This is a genomic window from Thiohalobacter thiocyanaticus, assembly GCF_003932505.1.
Taxonomy (GTDB): Bacteria; Pseudomonadota; Gammaproteobacteria; order Thiohalobacterales; family Thiohalobacteraceae; genus Thiohalobacter; species Thiohalobacter thiocyanaticus.
Window position 1 is genome coordinate 1,900,969 of the sequence record NZ_QZMU01000001.1, and the last position, 17,403, is coordinate 1,918,371.

Sequence of the window (17,403 nt, forward strand, 5' to 3'; positions counted from 1 at the left end):
ATTACAGCTGCTTGACCTCGGCAATCAGCTTGGCCGCGACTTCCTGGCCGTCGCCGTAGAGCATACGCGTATTGTCGAGGAAGAACAGGCCGTTCTCAATGCCGGAGAAGCCGCGGCCGCGGCCGCGTTTGACCACGATCACATTTTGGGCCTGATCGGCGTTGAGGATCGGCATGCCGTAGATGGGGCTGGACTTGTCGTTGCGGGCCACGGGATTGACGACGTCGTTGGCGCCGATGACCAGGGCCACGTCCGCCTGCGGGAACTCGGCATTGATCTCCTCCAGGTCGTAGATCTTGTCGTAGGGTACCCCCGCCTCGGCCAGCAGTACGTTCATGTGCCCGGGCATGCGCCCGGCCACCGGGTGGATGGCGAACTTCACGTCCACGCCCTGCTCTTCCAGCATCTCGCTCAGCTCCCAGATCTTGTGCTGGGCCTGGGCCACGGCCAGGCCGTAGCCGGGTACGATGATCACCTTGTTGGCGAAGGCCATCATCACCGCGGCATCGGCGGCCCCGATCTCCTTCATCTCGCCCTCGGGTCCGGCGCTGCTTTCGGCCTCGACCGCACCGAAGCCGGAGAACAGCACGTTGGTCAGCGGCCGGTTCATGGCCTTGGCCATCAGCTGGGTGAGCAGGGTGCCGGCGGAGCCGACCACGGTGCCGGCGATGATCATGGCGGCATTGCCGAGCACGAAACCCTCGAAGGCGACGGCCAGTCCGGTCAGGGCATTGTAGAGCGAGATCACCACCGGCATGTCGGCGCCGCCGATGGGCAGTGTCATCAGCACGCCGAAGGCCAGCGCCAGTGCGAAGAACATGAACAGGGCGAAGCCGCCCGGTGCCTCGGCGAACATTACATACAGGCCGAAGGCGATGGCCAGGCCAAACACGACCAGGTTGATTGCCTGCTGACTGGGGAAGTGGAAGGATTTCTTCATCAGCCCCTGCAGCTTGGCAAAGGCGATCATGGAACCGGAGAAGGCCACCGAGCCGATCAGTGCGCCCGCCACGGCCAGCACCTGGAAGGTACTGTTGTCGAAGTGACCCTTGAGCAGTTCCACCGCGGCGATGGCGGCGGCCGCGCCGCCGCCCATGCCGTTGTAGATGGCGATCATCTGCGGCATGTCGGTCATGGCGACCTTTTTCCCGGTATACCAGGCCGCGCCGCCGCCGATCAGGATGGCCAGGATCATCAGGCCGTAGTTGCCCATGTCGGGCATGAAGAAGGTGGCAAAAGTGGCCACCACCATGCCGGCACCCGCCCAGACGATACCGCCACGGGCCGTCTTCGGCGAGCTCATGCGCTTGAGCCCGAGGATGAACAGGACCGCCGCGGCGAAGTAACTGAGTTCGATCATTTGCGGTCCTCCTTGCTGCTCTTGAACATCTCGAGCATGCGTTCGGTGACCACGTAGCCGCCGACCGCGTTGCCTGCGGCCAGCATCACCCCGATGAAGCCGATGAAGCGCTCCAGATCGGTATCGGCGTGGCCCATGGCGACCATGGCGCCCACCAGCACGATGCCGTGGACGAAGTTAGAGCCCGACATCAGCGGGGTGTGGAGGATGACCGGCACCCGGGCGATGACCTCGTACCCGGTGAAGGCGGCCAGCATGAAGATATAGAGTGCGGTGAAGCCTTCGATCATGACGCGTCTCCTTCCACCAGGGCGCGGGTGGGTTCGTGCCTGATTTCGCCGTCGTGGGTAAGCGCCGAGTCCTTGATGACCTGGTCCTCCCAGTCGAGCTTGAGTTCGCCTTCCTTGATCATGGGGGTGAGGAAATTGAGCAGGTTCTTGGCGTACATGTCGGAGGCGTGCACCGGCAGCATGGAGGGAACATTGAAGGGCCCGTAGACGCGCACGCAGCCGTAGACGTAGTCCTCGCCCGGTTTGGTGACTTCGCAGTTGCCGCCGCCCTCGGCGGCCAGGTCGATGATGACCGAGCCGACCTTCATGTTGTCGACCATCTCCTTGCTGATGATCTTCGGCGAGGGCCTGCCGGGGATGGCGGCGGTGGTGATCACGGCGTCCGACTGAGTGATGTGTTTGGCCAGCACCTCGAGCTGTTTGCGTTTCTCTTCCTCGGTCAGCTCACGGGCATAGCCGCCCTCGCCCTCGGCGGCGACGCCGGTATCGATATACTTGGCGCCCAGGGACTGCACCTGCTCGCGGGTGGCCGAGCGCACATCATAGGCCTCGACCACCGCGCCTAGGCGCTTGGCCGTGGCGATGGCCTGCAGGCCGGCGACACCGGCGCCTATGATCAGCACCTTGGCCGGGCGGATGGTGCCGGCGGCGGTGGTCAGCATGGGGAAGAAACGGCCGCTGCGGTCGGCGGCCATGATGGCGGCCTTGTAGCCGGCCACCGCGGCCTGGGAGGACAGCGCGTCCATGCCCTGGGCGCGCGAGATACGCGGGATCAGCTCCATGGCGAAGCTGGTGATTCTGCGGTCGCGCATCAGCTTCACGCGTTCCGGATATCTGTGGGGCGACATGAAGCCGACGACGATACTGCCCTCGGCTATCTGATTGATCTCGTCCTCGTCCGGCGGCTGGACCTTGAGGATCACCTCGGCATTGCCGAGCAGCTCGGCCTTGTCCGTGACGAAACTGACATCCTCGTAGTCGTCATCCACATAATGGGCGCCAGCCCCGGCGTCATGCTCCATCCGGACCTCGCAGCCCAGCGCGGCAAAGCGCTTGGCCACGACCGGATCGAGCGCGACCCGGCACTCGCCTTCCAGGGTTTCCTTGGGTACGGCCACGCGTATTGGCATTGTTGTCTCTCCGTCTCCGGGTATCCGGTTGGCACGGCGGGAAGGCGCCGACGGTGCCCTCCCCAAAAGCAGGCCATGATAACGGATTCAGCTGAGCGATTGAATATCGTGGAAAAATTCCCCCGCTGACACGGGGGTGTCATGCGGGCGCGCTGCAATGCCCGGAACAGCACTGGCGAGCCCTCCGGGGTGATGAAAATAAATTCAGGAATATCAGTTGTTTCAAAAGGACGTGAGCGCGCCAGACAGTTTACTTTTGCCAGGAGTTCTGACATAAAGAGGTATCCGCCAGGAGAGGACTCGATGATGTTGCAGGATTTGTCGCATCAGGTACTCAGAACCGACGCCGGTGGCATGCCGCTGGAGTGGGTGGATTATCGCGAGGCGGTCAGGCTCTACCACCTCGGCCAGGTGGCCTATGCCTGCGGCAGCGTGATCTTCCGCATCCGCGGTGGCATCAATGCCCGGACCCGGAGGCAGAGCCTGGTCGAGGTCAATTCCATTATCGCCACCCACGGCAATCACACCGCGCTGCAGAAGAACCGCGACACCTACACCCCGCCGCTCAACAACCGTACCCTGTTCAAGCGCGACGCCCAGCTGTGCCTGTACTGCGGCGAGCAGTTTCCCGCCCGCGAGCTGTCGCGCGACCATGTCACGCCCATCAGCCAGGGCGGGACCGACGTCTGGAACAACGTGGTTACCGCCTGCAAGCGCTGCAACAATCACAAGGCCGGCCGCCGTCCCGAAGAGGCCAACATGGAACTGCTGGCCGTGCCCTTCATTCCCACCCATGCCGAGTACATCTACCTGCAGAGCAAGCGGGTGATGGCCGACCAGATGGAATTCCTGCGCGCCCACTTTCCTCGCCACAGCCCCCTGCACCAGCGCCTGGCCGCCGCGATGGCGGAATGATTCTTCAGCCGCTGCGTTAAAGGCCGCCATCCTGTTGAGCGACCTCCGTGGCCACGTTATCCTCGTGGCTCGTTCATAACCCTCATTCAATTCCATGTCCCTGTGGCAGCAGATCCAGTCCGATATCCGTGAACACACCGGCGTCGACGTCAGTGACGAGGTCGGCCGCGGCGTCGGCGGCGGCTGCATCAGCCAGGCCTTCCGGGTGGAGGGTGACGACGGGAGTGCCTTCTTCGTCAAGACCAACCGCGCGGAGCTGGCCGACATGTTCGAGGCCGAGGCCGAGGGGCTGAACGAGATCGTCGCCAGCCGCTCGGTGCGCGCCCCGGCGCCTGTCTGTCACGGCGTGGCCGACGGTCAGTGCTACCTGGTGCTGGAACACCTGGAATTCGGTGGCGGACGCGGGGCGGCGGCGGAACTGGGTGAGCGGCTGGCGCAGATGCACCGCACCACCCGGGATGCCTTCGGCTGGCATCGCGACAACACCATCGGTTCAACACCGCAGATCAATACGCCGCAGGACAGTGACTGGATCGCGTTCTGGCGCGAAAAAAGACTGGGTTTTCAGCTGGAACTGGCGGAGCGCCGGGGTTTCGGAGGGAGGTTGCGGCGCGTCGGCGAAAAGCTCATGGAACGGTTCCCGGCGCTGTTCGACGACTACACTCCGGCCGCCAGTCTGCTGCATGGCGATCTCTGGGGCGGCAACCACGCCGTGCTGAAGTCCGGTGAGCCGGTCATCTTCGACCCGGCGGTGTATTTTGGAGACCGCGAGGCCGACATTGCCATGACCGAGTTGTTCGGGGGCTTCGGCCGGGATTTCTATTCCGCCTACAACGCCGCCTGGCCGCTGGATACCGGCTACCCCGTGCGCAGGCAGCTCTATAATCTCTATCACATCCTCAATCATCTGAACCTGTTCGGCGGCGGCTATCATGGCCAGGCGGTTCATATGACGGAGAGCCTGCTGGCGGAGCTGCGCTGAGGTCTTGTGTGAAGATGTTCAGCCGCGAATGAACGCGAATAAACGCAAATAGAAAGAAGTGCCGATTCGAAATGGTGTTTTGCTCGTGCATAGCGGATCGCCGATAATGAATGCACGATCTATTCGCGTTCATTCGCGGCTAATCCGTTTTGCCCTGCCTGTTTTCTCCTTCGCGTCCGGCGCCGAGCTGTTCGATCCAGTTTTCCCAGCCGCCGTCTCCGCTGGGCGCGAGATTGCGGCGGTCGCCGAACAGATCCTCCAGCTGGTAGGCAACGGCGACGGTGAAGGGCTGGTCGCGGTGCTGGCGACACCAGGCGTCGAGCCGGGCCATGAAATCGAAGGGAGTGATATTGCCGAGCAGGTTGTAGGTGTTGTCCAGGAGCAGGTTATAGGCCGATAGGTGGCCGGCGGTCCACTCCACGTACAGGAGTTCGTCCGCTCCGCCGCGATAACGCGCTTCCAGATAATCCTCGCAGTCGCCGCTGCCGGTGCCGAACACGGCATAGTTGCCGTTGACATCGCGCGCCGCCGCTGGCTGCGATCCGCCGAGTGCGAAGGCGAGCAGAGCAGCGGATACAAACAAATCCCTGGATTGTGTCATGCTGTGTCCTGAGTGTTGTCGGCCAAACGTTGTGCGCGTTCACGCAGCCAGTCGACGAAGCGGTCGGCGGGCATCGGCCGGGCGATGTGATAGCCCTGGGCGATATCGCAGTCAAGGATCTGCAGGATATCCCAGATATCGGCATTTTCCACCCCCTCGGCCACCACTTCCAGTCCGAGGTTGTGCGCCAGATCGATGGTCGAACGGACGATGACGGCATTGTTCTCATCCTCCATCATGTCCATGACGAAGGAGCGGTCGATCTTGATCTGACGCACGGGCATCTGCTTGAGATAGGCCAGCGAGGAGAAGCCGGTGCCGTAATCGTCGATGGACAGCCGGATGCCGCGCCGGCTGAGCCGGTGCAGGATTTCCTGCGCCCGCTCCGGGTTCTTGAGCATGGCGTTTTCCGTGATCTCCAGCTCCAGGTATTCGGGGCGGACCTGGAAGCGGTCGAGCAGCTCGCCGATGGTGGCATCGATGTCGGCATGTTCCAGGTTCCAGGTCGAGAGGTTGATTGCGATCGGCAGCTTTATGTTGAGCCGGGCCCAGGCCTGGTGCTGCTCCAGCGCGCGCTGGATGACCCACTGGGTGAGCGGCCGGATCAGACCGGTCTGTTCGGCCGTGACGATGAGATCCTCGATCGGCACATCCTTCCAGCGCGGCCAGCGCAGCAGGGCCTCCACGCCCACCAGTTCGCCGCTGGCAATTGCGACTTTGGGCTGATAGTGCAGTTCCAGCTCGTTCTGCTGAATGGAATGGCGCAGCTCGCTGATCATGGCCAGCCGGCTGACGCTGTGCGGATCGTGCTCGGAGCTGTAGACCGAGTAGGTCAGGCCGTTGTTCTTGGCGACATACATGGCAACGTCGGCACGCTTGACCAGGGTGTCGATGTCGCTGCCATGATCCGGGTAGGCAGCGATGCCGATGCTGGTGTCGACCAGCAGCTGCTGGTCGTTGATCCAGATCGAGGCATCGAAGGTTCTGGCGATCTTGCCGGCGATGGTCTGGGCCTCGGGCACGCCGGTCTCGGGCAGCAGCACGGCGAATTCGTCGCCGCCGAGGCGGGCGACCGTGTCGGATCGGCGCAGCAGCTCATGCAGGCGGCGGCTTACCTCGCGCAGTACCTCGTCGCCGACATAGTGTCCCAGGGTGTCGTTGATCTCCTTGAACCGGTCCAGGTCCATCATCAGCAGGCAGAAGGGCTTGCGGTCGCGGGCCGAGATCAGCAGGGCCTGCTCCATGCGATCATTGAGCAGCAGCCGGTTGGGCAGTCCGGTCAGGCCGTCGTGCAGGGTCTGGTGCCGTAGTTCATTCTGGCGCTGCTCGATCATGTGCTGCATGTGATGGAAGGCGGATAGCAGGTTGCTCGTCTCCCTGCTCGCGGGTGCGGGCAGGCGTTCCTGGTACTGGCCGTGGGCGACCTGGTTCATGGCGCGGGTCAGGATGGACAGGGGTGTGAGTACGGTGCGCTGGAAGAAGAAATAGCCCAGGATGAAGGTGATCAGCACCAGTCCCGAAAGCAGCATGATATTGGTGCGCAGATTCTGCGCCAGGGTTGTCCAGTGGCTGACATCGCGTTCAGCCGCCGTTTCCACGCTCGCGTCTATCCGGTCCAGGTTTTCCCAGATGCCGGCAAACAGCGGCTGAAGTTCGTCCTTGATGATGGGGAAGTCGGCCCGCCAGTGACCGGTCTCACGCATGCGGCGGAACTGCTGAAAGGCCTGATGCCAGATGCCGGTGCTGGTCTCCATCTGCTGCAGCGATTCACTCGCCTGCAGCGGAAATCCCGGGTGGTGTTCGAGCTCGCGCAGTTCCCGCAGGATGGACTGCACCTCATTGTAGTACAGGCTGATATCGTGGGCGGCGTCGTTCAGCCCCTTCTCCGTATCGCTGTAGATACCGGCCTGGCGTACGACGTACAGCCGGAAGGCCCCGATCATCTGCAGCCAGGCGCGCAGCGACGACTGGAATCTGGATTCGATGTCGCGCAGGAATGCATCCTTGTCCGTTGCTTTGAGCTCCTGCATTGCCAGTTGTGCGGCGGTTATGAAATCGGTGCGTGCCGGCGACAGGGTATCGTCCATCAGATTGGCTGCGGGGAACAGTTGCTCGACATCGGAGCGGATATCCATCAGTCGGTTGGCGGTCCGGTTGAGTTCCAACAGGGCGCTGTCGATCTCCCGGATGCTGGCGTCGAGTCCCTGACCGTGCGGCCAGTCGAGCTGCTGGAGCTGCTCCGTGGTGCGCATGGCGGCACGGATGCGCATCTGCACCGCCTCCCGGTACCAGGTGGTGGGGGTCAGGATGAAGGCCTGCAGAGCGTATTCCGCGCCCCAGACGGCGTTGCGCAGAGACCGGCTGGCCAGCTGGACCTGGTTGCGGTTCTCAATACTGTGGGTACTGCGTTCCTGGGTCTGCCGGATGTGGTATTCGGTGACCAGCGAGCTGGCCAGGATGACCACCGACACGGCCAGAACCACGGTGAGATAGCGCTGGCGCAGGCTGAAGCGATTGAACCAGTTGGCAAACCGATTTGTTGATTTCCGACTCAAAAGGAATGACCGGGTCCTGGCAATGGTTGAACTGCAGTCGTCCAATTGTAACGGGCCCGGCGCGCAATGGCTTTAATAAATGCGCGTCAAATACACATTTTTTCAGGTTATTCGTCCGGCTGGTCGGGCTCAGGCGTGATAGGGGGGGCTCAGGCGGTGCACGGCCTCGATCATGGCCGCGGCGTGATCCGGATCGATCTGGGGATGGATGCCGTGACCGAGGTTGAAGACATGGCCGTTACCGTGGCCGTAATCGGCCAGAATGCGGCCGACCTCGGCCTCGATGCGGGCCGGTGAGGCGTACAACGCGGCCGGGTCCATGTTGCCCCTGAGGGCAACACGGTCGCCCACGCGCCGCCGGGCCGCACCGAGATCGGTGGTCCAGTCCAGGCCCAGGGCGTCGGGCCCGGCGTCAGCCATGGTCTCCAGCCACTGGCCGCCGTTCTTGGTGAACAGCACGACCGGGATGGTCTGGTTGTTGTGATTGCGTTCGAGGCCGCGGACGATCCGCGCCATGTAGGCGAGCGAGAACTCGCGGTAGCAGCCGGGGCTGAGCGCGCCTCCCCAGGTATCGAAGATCATGACCGCCTGGGCGCCGGCCCGGATCTGAGCGTTGAGATAGAGGGTGACGGCATCGGCCGTCTTACCCAGCAATTGATGGGCAAGTTCCGGGCGGTCGTACATCATTCCCTTGATCCGGGCGAAGTCCTTGCTGGTCCCGCCTTCGACCATGTAGGTGGCGAGCGTCCAGGGGCTGCCGCTGAACCCGATCAGGGGTACGCGGCCGTCCAGCTCGCGCCGGATCAAGCGCACCGCGTCCATCACATAACCCAGTTCCTGTTCCGGATCGGGTACGGCCAGCGCATTGACCGCCTGTTCATCCCGTATCGGGTGGCTGAAGCGCGGGCCTTCGCCTTCCTCGAAGTACAGGCCCAGGCCCATGGCATCCGGTACGGTCAGGATATCGGAGAAGAGAATTGCGGCATCGAGCGGGAAGCGCTCCAGCGGCTGCAGCGTGACCTCGCAGGCCAGCTCCGGCGTCTTGCACAGGGTGAGAAAATCACCGGCCTTCTCGCGCGTGGCGCGATACTCCGGCAGGTAGCGCCCGGCCTGGCGCATCATCCACACCGGCGTGACGTCCACCGGCTGGCGCAGCAGAGCCCTGATGAGTCGATCGTTCTTGAGTTCTGACATAATGTGAGTTAACCGCCAAGACGCCAAGTGCGCCGAGGAAAACCGATGAACCGCCAAGGCGCCAAGGACGCCAGGGAGCTATTAAACATAAACAAGAGCATGTATATGACTGGCAGTACAATCAGCCGAGTTTAATAAGATCCAGTCATGCATTGACCAGGTATTTCTTGGCGTGCCTGGCGCCTTGGAGGTTCAAAACTTAACGCGGCAGGTCCGAAGTCCCCATCAGGTATTCGTCGACGGCGCGGGCGCACTGGCGGCCTTCGCGGATGGCCCATACCACCAGCGACTGGCCCCGGCGCATGTCGCCGGCGGCGAAGACCTTGTCCAGCGAGGTGTAATAGGCCATCTCGCCCTCGGTGTTGCCCTTGACGTTGCCGCGGGCATCATACTCCACGCCGAGCTCGTCCAGCATGCCCTGGTGCACCGGCTGGGTGAAGCCCATCGCCAGCAGGACCAGGTCGGCCTTGAGGTCGAACTCGCTGCCGGGCACTTCGCTCATCTGCCAGGCACCCTTGTCGTCCCTGCTCCACTCGACCCTGGCGCACCTGATGGTGTTGACCCTGCCGTTGTCGCCGAGCAGTTCCCTGGTGGTGACCGACCACATGCGCTCGCAGCCCTCTTCGTGCGAACTGGAGGTGCGCAGCTTGTTGGGCCATTCCGGCCAGGTCAGGCCCTTGTTCTCCTTTTCCGGGGGTTTGGGCATGATCTCCAGCTGGGTGACGGTTTTCGCGCCCTGGCGGTTGGAGGTGCCGATGCAGTCCGAGCCGGTGTCGCCGCCGCCGATGACGATGACGTGCTTGTCCTTCGCCGTGATGGCGACGTCCTCCGGTACGGAGTCGCCGGCCACGCGCCGGTTCTGCTGGGGCAGGAATTCCATGGCGAAGTGCACGCCGTCGAGATCGCGTCCCGGGACCGGCAGGTCGCGCGGCTGCTCGGCGCCGCCGGTCAGGGCCACGGCGTCGAATTCGTCCAGCAGCTGGCCGGCGGGGATGTCCACGCCCACATGGGTGTTGGGCCGGAACTCCACGCCTTCGGCGGCCATCTGTTCCATGCGCCGGTCGATGATGGGCTTGTCCATCTTGAAGTCGGGGATGCCGTAGCGCAGCAGGCCGCCGATGCGGTCGGCCTTTTCGAACAGCACCACATCATGGCCGGCGCGCGCCAGCTGCTGGGCACAGGCCATGCCGGCAGGCCCCGAGCCGACCACGGCGACGCGCTTGCCGGTTTTCTGCGCCGGCGGCTGCGGCTGGATCCAGCCCTGCTCGAAGGCCTTGTCTACGATGGCGCATTCGATGGACTTGATGGTGACCGGCTCGTCCTCGATGTTCAGGGTGCAGGCTTCCTGGCAGGGTGCCGGGCAGATGCGGCCGGTGAACTCGGGGAAGTTGTTGGTCGAGTGCAGCACCTCGCTGGCGCGCTGCCAGTCGCCGTGATAGACCAGATCGTTCCAGTCCGGAATGATGTTGTTGACCGGGCAGCCCTGGTGGCAGAAGGGGATACCGCAGTCCATGCAGCGCGCGCCCTGCAGCTTGAGCTGGTCCTCGGAGAGCGGGATGACGAACTCGTGGTAATGCTTGAGGCGCTGCTCGACCGGTTCATAGGTCCGGTCGACCAGCGGATACTCCATGAAACCCGTTGGCTTACCCATAGATTTACTTTCCTCCGGCCGCGGCTGCCAGTTCCTGCGCCTGGGACTGCTTCATGTCCTCCAGGGCGCGGCGATAGTCCACCGGCATCACCTTGACGAACCGGGGCAGATAGCTGTCCCAGTCGTCGAGGATGCGGCGCGCCACTTCGCTGTTGGTGTAATGCAGGTGTTTGCGGATGAGCCGCTTCAGGCGCAGTGCGTCGAAGCGGGTCATGTCGCCGATGTCGACCTTGCCGTGGGTCTCCAGGTCGCCGCCCTGATGATCCAGTGCTTCCAGGGCGACATCCTCTTCCGGTACGGGCTCGAGCTCGACCATGGCCAGGTTGCAGCGATCCTTGAAGGAGTCGTCCTCGTCCAGCACATAGGCGATGCCGCCGCTCATGCCGGCGGCGAAGTTGCGGCCGGTCTCGCCCAGCACCACCACCACGCCGCCGGTCATGTACTCGCAGCCGTGGTCGCCCACGCCTTCGATCACCGCATGGGCGCCGGAGTTGCGCACGGCGAAGCGTTCGCCGGCGACACCGCGGAAGAAGCACTCGCCGGTGATCGCACCGTAGAGCACCGTGTTGCCGACGATGATGTTGTCCTCGGCGGTGAAGCGGCTGACTTTCGGCGGATACACCACCAGGCGGCCACCGGACAGACCCTTGCCGACATAATCGTTGGCCTCCCCTTCCAGCTCCAGGGTCACACCGTGGGCGGCCCAGGCGCCGAAGCTCTGGCCGGCGATACCGGTCAGCTTGATGTAGATGCTGTCCTCGGGCAGGCCCTCGTGGCCATAACGCCTGGCGACCTCGCCCGAGAGCATGGCGCCCACGGAACGGTTGATGTTCTTCACCGGCGTAGTGATCCTGACCGGTTCGCCGCGTTCCAGCGCCGGCATGGCCTGCTCGATGAGCGTTCGGTCCAGCGCCTGATCCAGGCCATGATCCTGCGTCTCGCAGTTGTACAGCGGCTCGTCGGCGGCGGTGGCTGGCAGGTGCAGGATGCGGGAATAATCCAGGCCGCGCGCCTTCCAGTGGTTGATGGCCTTGCGCATGTCCAGCCGGTCCAGCCGGCCGATCATCTCGTTCATGGTGCGGAAGCCGAGCTGGGCCATCAGCTGGCGCACTTCCTCGGCGACGAAGAAGAAGTAGTTGACCACGTGCTCGGGCTTGCCGGTGAAGCGCTTGCGCAGTTCCGCATCCTGAGTGGCCACGCCGACCGGGCAGGTGTTGAGATGACACTTGCGCATCATGATGCAGCCCTCGACGATCAGCGGCGCGGTGGCGAAGCCGAACTCGTCGGCGCCCAGCAGTGCGCCCACCACCACGTCGCGTCCGGTGCGCATGCCGCCGTCGACCTGCACCGCGATGCGCGAACGCAGACGGTTGAGCACCAGGGTCTGATGGGTCTCGGCCAGGCCGATCTCCCACGGGCTGCCGGCATGCTTGATCGAGGTCAGCGGTGAGGCGCCGGTGCCGCCGTCGTAGCCGGCGATGGTGACATGGTCGGCGTGCGCCTTGGACACACCCGCGGCCACCGTGCCCACGCCCACCTCGGAGACCAGCTTGACGCTGATGCGGGCTTTGGGATTTACGTTCTTGAGATCGTGGATCAGCTGCGCCAGGTCCTCGATGGAGTAGATGTCGTGATGCGGCGGCGGGGAGATCAGGCCCACGCCCGGGGTGGAGTGGCGCACCTTGGCGATCCACTCGTTGACCTTGTGGCCGGGCAGCTGACCGCCCTCGCCGGGCTTGGCGCCCTGGGCCATCTTGATCTGGATGTCGTCGGCGTTGACCAGGTACTCGGCGGTCACACCGAAGCGGCCCGATGCCACCTGTTTGATGGCCGAGCGCATGGAGTCGCCGTTTTCCATCGGCTTGAAGCGAGCCGGCTCCTCGCCGCCCTCGCCGGTGTTGGACTTGCCGCCGATGCGGTTCATGGCGACGGCCAGGGTGGTGTGCGCCTCCCAGGAGATGGAGCCGAAGGACATGGCCCCGGTGGCGAAGCGCTTGACGATCTCCTTGGCGGGTTCGACCTCGTCCAACGGAACCGGCTCATTGGCGAATTTGAAATCGAACAGACCGCGCAGGGTCAGCAGGCGCTCGCTCTGCTCGTTGATCGCTTTGGAGAACTCGCCGAAGGTGCTGAAGTCATTGGCGCGTGCGGCGTGCTGCAGCTTGCCGATGGTCTCCGGCGTCCAGATGTGATCCTCGCCGCGGATGCGGAAGGCATAGTCGCCGCCCACATCCAGGGCGTTGCGATAGATGGGCGCATCGCCGAAGGCGTCGCGGTGGCAGCGCACGGTCTCCTCGGCGATCTCGGCCAGGCCGGCGCCCTCGATCATGGAGGCGGTGCCGGCGAAGTACCTGTCCACGAAGCTCTGCTGCAGGCCGACGGCGTCGAAGATCTGGGCGCCGCAGTAGGACTGGTAGGTGGAGATGCCCATCTTGGACATCACCTTGAGCATGCCCTTGCCCGCCGCCTTGATGTAGCGTTTGTGCAGGTCGGTCTCTTCCACGCCCTCGGGGAAGTCGTGCAGCGAGGACAGGGTCTCGAAGGCGAGATAGGGGTTGATCGCCTCGGCGCCGTAGCCGGCCAGCACGCAGAAGTGGTGCACCTCGCGTGGCGCGCCGGATTCCAGCACCAGGCCGGCCTCGGTGCGCAGGCCCTGGCGCACCAGGTGGTGGTGTACCGCGCTGGTGGCCAGCAATGCAGGGATGGGCAGACGCTCGGCCGACACACCGCGGTCGGACAGAATCAGGATATTGAAGCCCTCGCGCACGGCCGCCTCGGCCTGTCCGCACAGGGTCTCCAGCGCGGCTTCCATGCCGGTCGCGCCGGTCTGCGCCGCATAGCAGATGTCCAGTGTCTGGGTGCGGAAGGCGCCGTCGGTGGTCTTCTCGATATTGCGGATGCGCTCCAGATCCTTGTTGGTCAGGATCGGCTGGTGCACTTCCAGGCGCATGTGGCTGCCGGCGGCGTCCTGGTCCAGCAGGTTCGGCCGCGGGCCGATCAGCGAGACCAGCGACATCACCAGCTCCTCGCGGATCGGGTCGATCGGCGGGTTGGTGACCTGGGCGAAATTCTGCTTGAAGTAGTTGAACAGCGGCTTGGGCTTGTTCGACAGCACCGCCAGCGGATTGTCCGCGCCCATGGAGCCGATCGCCTCCTGGCCGGTGGCGGCCATGGGGGTCATCAGCATGCGCAGATCTTCCTGGGTGTAGCCGAAGGCCTGCTGGCGGTCCAGCAGGGTGGCCGGATCGCCGCCGTTGCCCTCGGCCGCGGCCGGCAGGTTCTTCAGGTGGATCTGGGTCTGGTCCAGCCAGGCCTGGTAGGGGTGGGCGCGCGCCAGGCCGGACTTGATCTCGGCGTCATCGATGATGCGGCCTTCCTCCAGGTCGATGAGGAACATCTTGCCCGGCTGCAGTCGCCACTTGGTGACGATCTTCTCCTCCGGGATGTCCAGCACGCCCATCTCCGAGGCCATGACCACCAGGTCGTCGTCGGTGATGAGGTAGCGCGCCGGGCGCAGGCCGTTGCGGTCCAGGGTGGCGCCGATCTGGCGGCCGTCGGTGAAGGCCACGGCGGCCGGGCCGTCCCAGGGTTCCATCAGGGCGGCGTGGTATTCGTAGAAGGCGCGGCGTTCCTCGTCCATCAGCGGGTTGCCGGACCAGGCTTCCGGAATCAGCATCATCATGGCGTGGGAGAGCGAATAGCCGGCCAGCACCAGCAGCTCGAGCGCATTGTCGAAACTGGCCGAGTCGGACTGGCCCTCGGGGATCAGCGGCCAGATCTTGTCGATGTCGTCGCCGAACAGCTTCGAGGCCATGGAATGGCGCCGTGCCCGCATCCAGTTGACGTTGCCGCGCAGGGTGTTGATCTCGCCGTTGTGGGCGATCATGCGGAAGGGGTGGGCCAGGTCCCAGGACGGGAAGGTGTTGGTGGAGAAGCGCTGATGCACCAGCGCCAGAGCCGAGACCATGCGCTCGTCCTTCAGGTCCTGGAAGTAGGCATCGACCTGGTTGGCCAGCAGCATACCTTTATAGACGAGGGTCTGGCTGGATAGGGAGTTGATGTAGAACTGCTCCCTGCCCGGGAAATCGGAGTCCAGCACCCGGTTCTCCACCACCTTGCGGATAATGAAGAGTTTGCGCTCGAAGGCGGCATAATCGGGGCAGTTCTCGCCACGTTGGATGAAGATCTGGCGTACGACCGGTTCCAGGGGCAACACGCTCTCGCCCAGGCAGCCGGCGTCGGTGGGTACGTCGCGCCAGCCCAGCAGACCCTGGCCCTCGGCCTGCAGGGTCGCCTCGAGCAGGGCCTCGCACTCGGCCCGGCCGCGGGCGTCGCGGGGCAGAAACAGCATGCCCACGCCGTATTCGCCCGGCGGCGGCAGCTCGAAATCCAGATCGGTGCATTCCGCGCGCAGAAAGGCGTCCGGGATCTGCATCAGGATACCCGCCCCGTCGCCGGCCTTCGGGTCGGCCCCGACAGCGCCACGATGGGTCAGGTTTTCCAGGATCTGCAGGCCCTGGCGGACGATCGCATGACTCTTGCGGCCCTTGATGTTGGCGACGAAACCGACGCCGCAGGCGTCGTGTTCGTTGTCAGGGTCATACAACCCCTGTTTGGGCGGCAATGCACCTCGGCTCATGGTAGAACCTCTCTCAATCCAATTCGAAGACTGTGGAATGGCCGCGGCGGGGCAAGCCCGCGTCGCTCTGGATTGTGGCGAACGATGCGGGCCAGGATTCCGTGGACACGGGTCTGCCTGTGTCCCTAGTGCGTGCGGCTACCTGGGCAAACCCCGAGCGGTCGGCAAGTATAGCGCCGCCGATCAGGCGGTTCAAACCGACTTTGTACAGGGTATGGGACGGTCGGCGGAGGCCGTGACCGGTGCCGGCAGCCTCACTCCGGGGGCAGTTCGGCGCGGATCTGCTCGAAGCGCCGCGGCCAGGGCTGGAGCTTGCGCAGGGGCGCGGGCAGGGCCGCGAGGGCAGCGGTTGCCGCGGCCCGGTCAGGGTAGCTGCCGGTGACCACGATGTGCCAGGCGGCATCACCGCGCCAGGTGCGGATGGGGTGCAGCTCGATTCGCTCGCCATGTCGGGCAAGAAAGCGTTCCACCGTCTCCGGGGCGCGGGCGCCGAGCAGTTGCAGGGTGTAGTATCCGCCGGGCTGTTCTGTCAGCCAGTCCGGTGCCGCTGCGGCATCGGAGTCGGCGGGAGCGACCGGTACGGCGGTCTCTTCGGGGCCATCCGGCGTTTCCAGCTCCGGTGCGGTCGTTGCAGCCGGCGCATCGGTCGCCGCCGGGCTTTCGGGGGCGACCGCTTCGGGAGCGGGTTCCGGGGCAGGCTCCGGCGCCGGTTCGGGATCGCCGGCGGGCGCCTGCGGTTCCTGCATATCCGGGGCCTGCACCAGCGCCGGCGGGACGGGTGCGGCGTCCGTTCCGGATCGGACCGGGACCTCCGGTGGCCGGGTGTCCGGTTCCGGGTCGATGGCCGCGGGCGGCGTGTCCACGGGCGGGACCAGGGGATTGGCCGGGGGCAGCTGGACGGTCTGCTCGCTCAGCAGGGGCAGCTCCGGGGCGCGGCTGCCCAGATACCACAAGCCGCCGGCTATGAGGGCGACAGCTGTCAGTGCCACACCTGCGATCCAGGCTCCGCGTTGCGGTCTGCGCACGGCGCCGGCGGCTTGCCGCAGACCGGCGCGCTGCTGGTTCTGCTCCAACAGGGTTTCGCGCGCCAGACGGTTGAGCTCACCGGGCCGGCCGGCGGCGGTCTTGTGCATAGCGCGAACCTCGGTGGCGCTGAAGGGACTGTCGCCGGAATAGCCCGCGATCGCCAGCCGGTACATCAGGTAGGCAGCGCTTTGCTGTTCGTCGAACGGCGGCAGATCCAGGGTGTGTACCAGTGCATCCCCGGGGCTGGCCGCCGCCAGTGACTGCAGGGTGGTGTCCAGCGCCGGTGTGGCGAATACCAGGATGCGCAGCGCCTTGAGTGTCTCGGCCGGTGAACGGGCCAGTCCCAGCAGGGCCTCGAGCACCGGCGCCGGCAGGCGCTCGGCGTCATCGATGACAAGCACGGCCAGCTGACCGCTCTGCTGCAGGCCCAGGCAATAATGGATGAGGTCGGAGCCGAAATGCTCGGTGTTCTCGGCCGCAGCGTCGGGGAAGCAGCGCGAGAGCTGGACATAGAGTTCGGCGGGCGAGCCCATGGCGGCGCCGTCCAGTTGGCAGGTGTGCCAGTTGTCGGCTGCGCGCAGCCGCAGCTGGTGCAGCAGCATGGTCTTGCCTGCTCCCTCTGGCGCGCGCACGTACAGCAGCTGCTCGCTGAAACGGGTCAGGTGCTGGAGCAGGTCCAGGCGCTGCATCAGCACCGGGTCGGCGTAGAAGAAGCGCGGTTCGTGGCGGTCCTGGAAAGGGTCGGTGTCCAGATTGAGGGCCGCTACATAGTCCGGCGGCTGGCTCTGTTGTGAGGCTTCGCGGTTCAAGGCTGTTCCTGTCCCTGGGCAAAGACAATGCGGTAGCCACGCCTGAGCTGCTCGTCGCGCAGGCGCACGAGTGCTTCCATGGCCTGGTCGTGGTCCGGGTAATGGTCCTTGATTACGCGCCCGCCGGCGCCCTGGTGGCCCCACTCACGCACCAGATTCCAGCCCTCGAGCAGGTCCTCCTGCAGGTGCAGGTGATAGTAGCGCGGGGCGCTGCCGTCGGCGGCGGGTATCTGCATATAGAGGCGCATGGT

At 64.8% G+C, this 17,403-nt stretch carries 12 protein-coding genes; 2 read left to right on the forward strand and 10 right to left on the reverse strand.

Translation table 11 applies throughout. The features are described 5' to 3' along the window. Position 1: 1 nt before the first annotated feature. From D6C00_RS08940 to D6C00_RS08950, 3 genes are read right to left on the reverse strand one after another with little or no spacing between them, the layout of a single operon-like run. Positions 2–1,360, reverse strand: a complete 1,359-nt coding sequence (locus tag D6C00_RS08940) for an NAD(P)(+) transhydrogenase (Re/Si-specific) subunit beta (protein WP_125181405.1) — start codon at positions 1,358–1,360, stop codon at positions 2–4. Continuing rightward, the gene (locus tag D6C00_RS08945) at positions 1,357–1,650 is read right to left on the reverse strand and encodes an NAD(P) transhydrogenase subunit alpha (RefSeq protein WP_125181406.1); all 294 of its coding nucleotides are present in this window, start codon (positions 1,648–1,650) and stop codon (positions 1,357–1,359) included. The genes D6C00_RS08940 and D6C00_RS08945 overlap by 4 nt, the downstream gene beginning before the upstream one ends. Next, the gene (locus D6C00_RS08950) at positions 1,647–2,780 is read right to left on the reverse strand and encodes a Re/Si-specific NAD(P)(+) transhydrogenase subunit alpha (protein WP_125181407.1); all 1,134 of its coding nucleotides are present in this window, start codon (positions 2,778–2,780) and stop codon (positions 1,647–1,649) included. Before D6C00_RS08950 ends, D6C00_RS08945 begins: the two co-directional genes overlap by 4 nt. 303 nt (positions 2,781–3,083) lie before the next feature. Here D6C00_RS08950 and D6C00_RS08955 point away from each other — a divergent pair, with 303 nt between their 5' ends. Both D6C00_RS08955 and D6C00_RS08960 read left to right on the forward strand, forming a co-directional pair. Further along, on the forward strand, positions 3,084–3,695 hold the full coding sequence (locus D6C00_RS08955) for an HNH endonuclease (protein WP_125181408.1): 612 nt from the start codon (positions 3,084–3,086) through the stop codon (positions 3,693–3,695). Between the two features lie 94 nt (positions 3,696–3,789). Next, positions 3,790–4,677, forward strand: a complete 888-nt coding sequence (locus D6C00_RS08960) for a fructosamine kinase family protein (RefSeq protein WP_125181409.1) — start codon at positions 3,790–3,792, stop codon at positions 4,675–4,677. 139 nt (positions 4,678–4,816) lie between these two features. Here the strand turns inward: D6C00_RS08960 and D6C00_RS08965 are convergent, their stop codons facing one another. The 7 genes from D6C00_RS08965 to D6C00_RS08995 all read right to left on the reverse strand — a co-directional run bounded on the left by D6C00_RS08965 (position 4,817) and on the right by D6C00_RS08995 (position 17,388). Further along, the gene (locus tag D6C00_RS08965; RefSeq protein ID WP_125181410.1) at positions 4,817–5,278 is read right to left on the reverse strand and encodes a hypothetical protein; all 462 of its coding nucleotides are present in this window, start codon (positions 5,276–5,278) and stop codon (positions 4,817–4,819) included. After that, complete coding sequence (locus tag D6C00_RS08970) at positions 5,275–7,833, reverse strand: putative bifunctional diguanylate cyclase/phosphodiesterase (RefSeq protein WP_125181411.1); 2,559 nt, start codon at positions 7,831–7,833, stop codon at positions 5,275–5,277. Before D6C00_RS08970 ends, D6C00_RS08965 begins: the two co-directional genes overlap by 4 nt. A gap of 129 nt (positions 7,834–7,962) precedes the next feature. Continuing rightward, entirely contained in the window at positions 7,963–9,027 is a 1,065-nt protein-coding gene (hemE, locus tag D6C00_RS08975) for a uroporphyrinogen decarboxylase (RefSeq protein ID WP_125181412.1), read from the reverse strand. A 199-nt stretch (positions 9,028–9,226) separates the two neighbouring features. Then, a complete protein-coding gene (locus D6C00_RS08980; protein ID WP_125181413.1) occupies positions 9,227–10,678 on the reverse strand; it encodes a glutamate synthase subunit beta in 1,452 nt (483 codons plus the stop codon). A gap of 4 nt (positions 10,679–10,682) precedes the next feature. After that, the gene (gltB, locus tag D6C00_RS08985; RefSeq protein WP_125181414.1) at positions 10,683–15,317 is read right to left on the reverse strand and encodes a glutamate synthase large subunit; all 4,635 of its coding nucleotides are present in this window, start codon (positions 15,315–15,317) and stop codon (positions 10,683–10,685) included. Between the two features lie 254 nt (positions 15,318–15,571). Beyond that, positions 15,572–17,152: an AAA family ATPase gene (locus D6C00_RS08990; RefSeq protein ID WP_125181415.1), complete on the reverse strand. Its 1,581-nt coding sequence runs from the start codon at positions 17,150–17,152 to the stop codon at positions 15,572–15,574. Beyond that, complete coding sequence (locus D6C00_RS08995; RefSeq protein WP_158675372.1) at positions 17,149–17,388, reverse strand: WGR domain-containing protein; 240 nt, start codon at positions 17,386–17,388, stop codon at positions 17,149–17,151. Before D6C00_RS08995 ends, D6C00_RS08990 begins: the two co-directional genes overlap by 4 nt. Between the last annotated feature and the right edge of the window lie 15 nt (positions 17,389–17,403).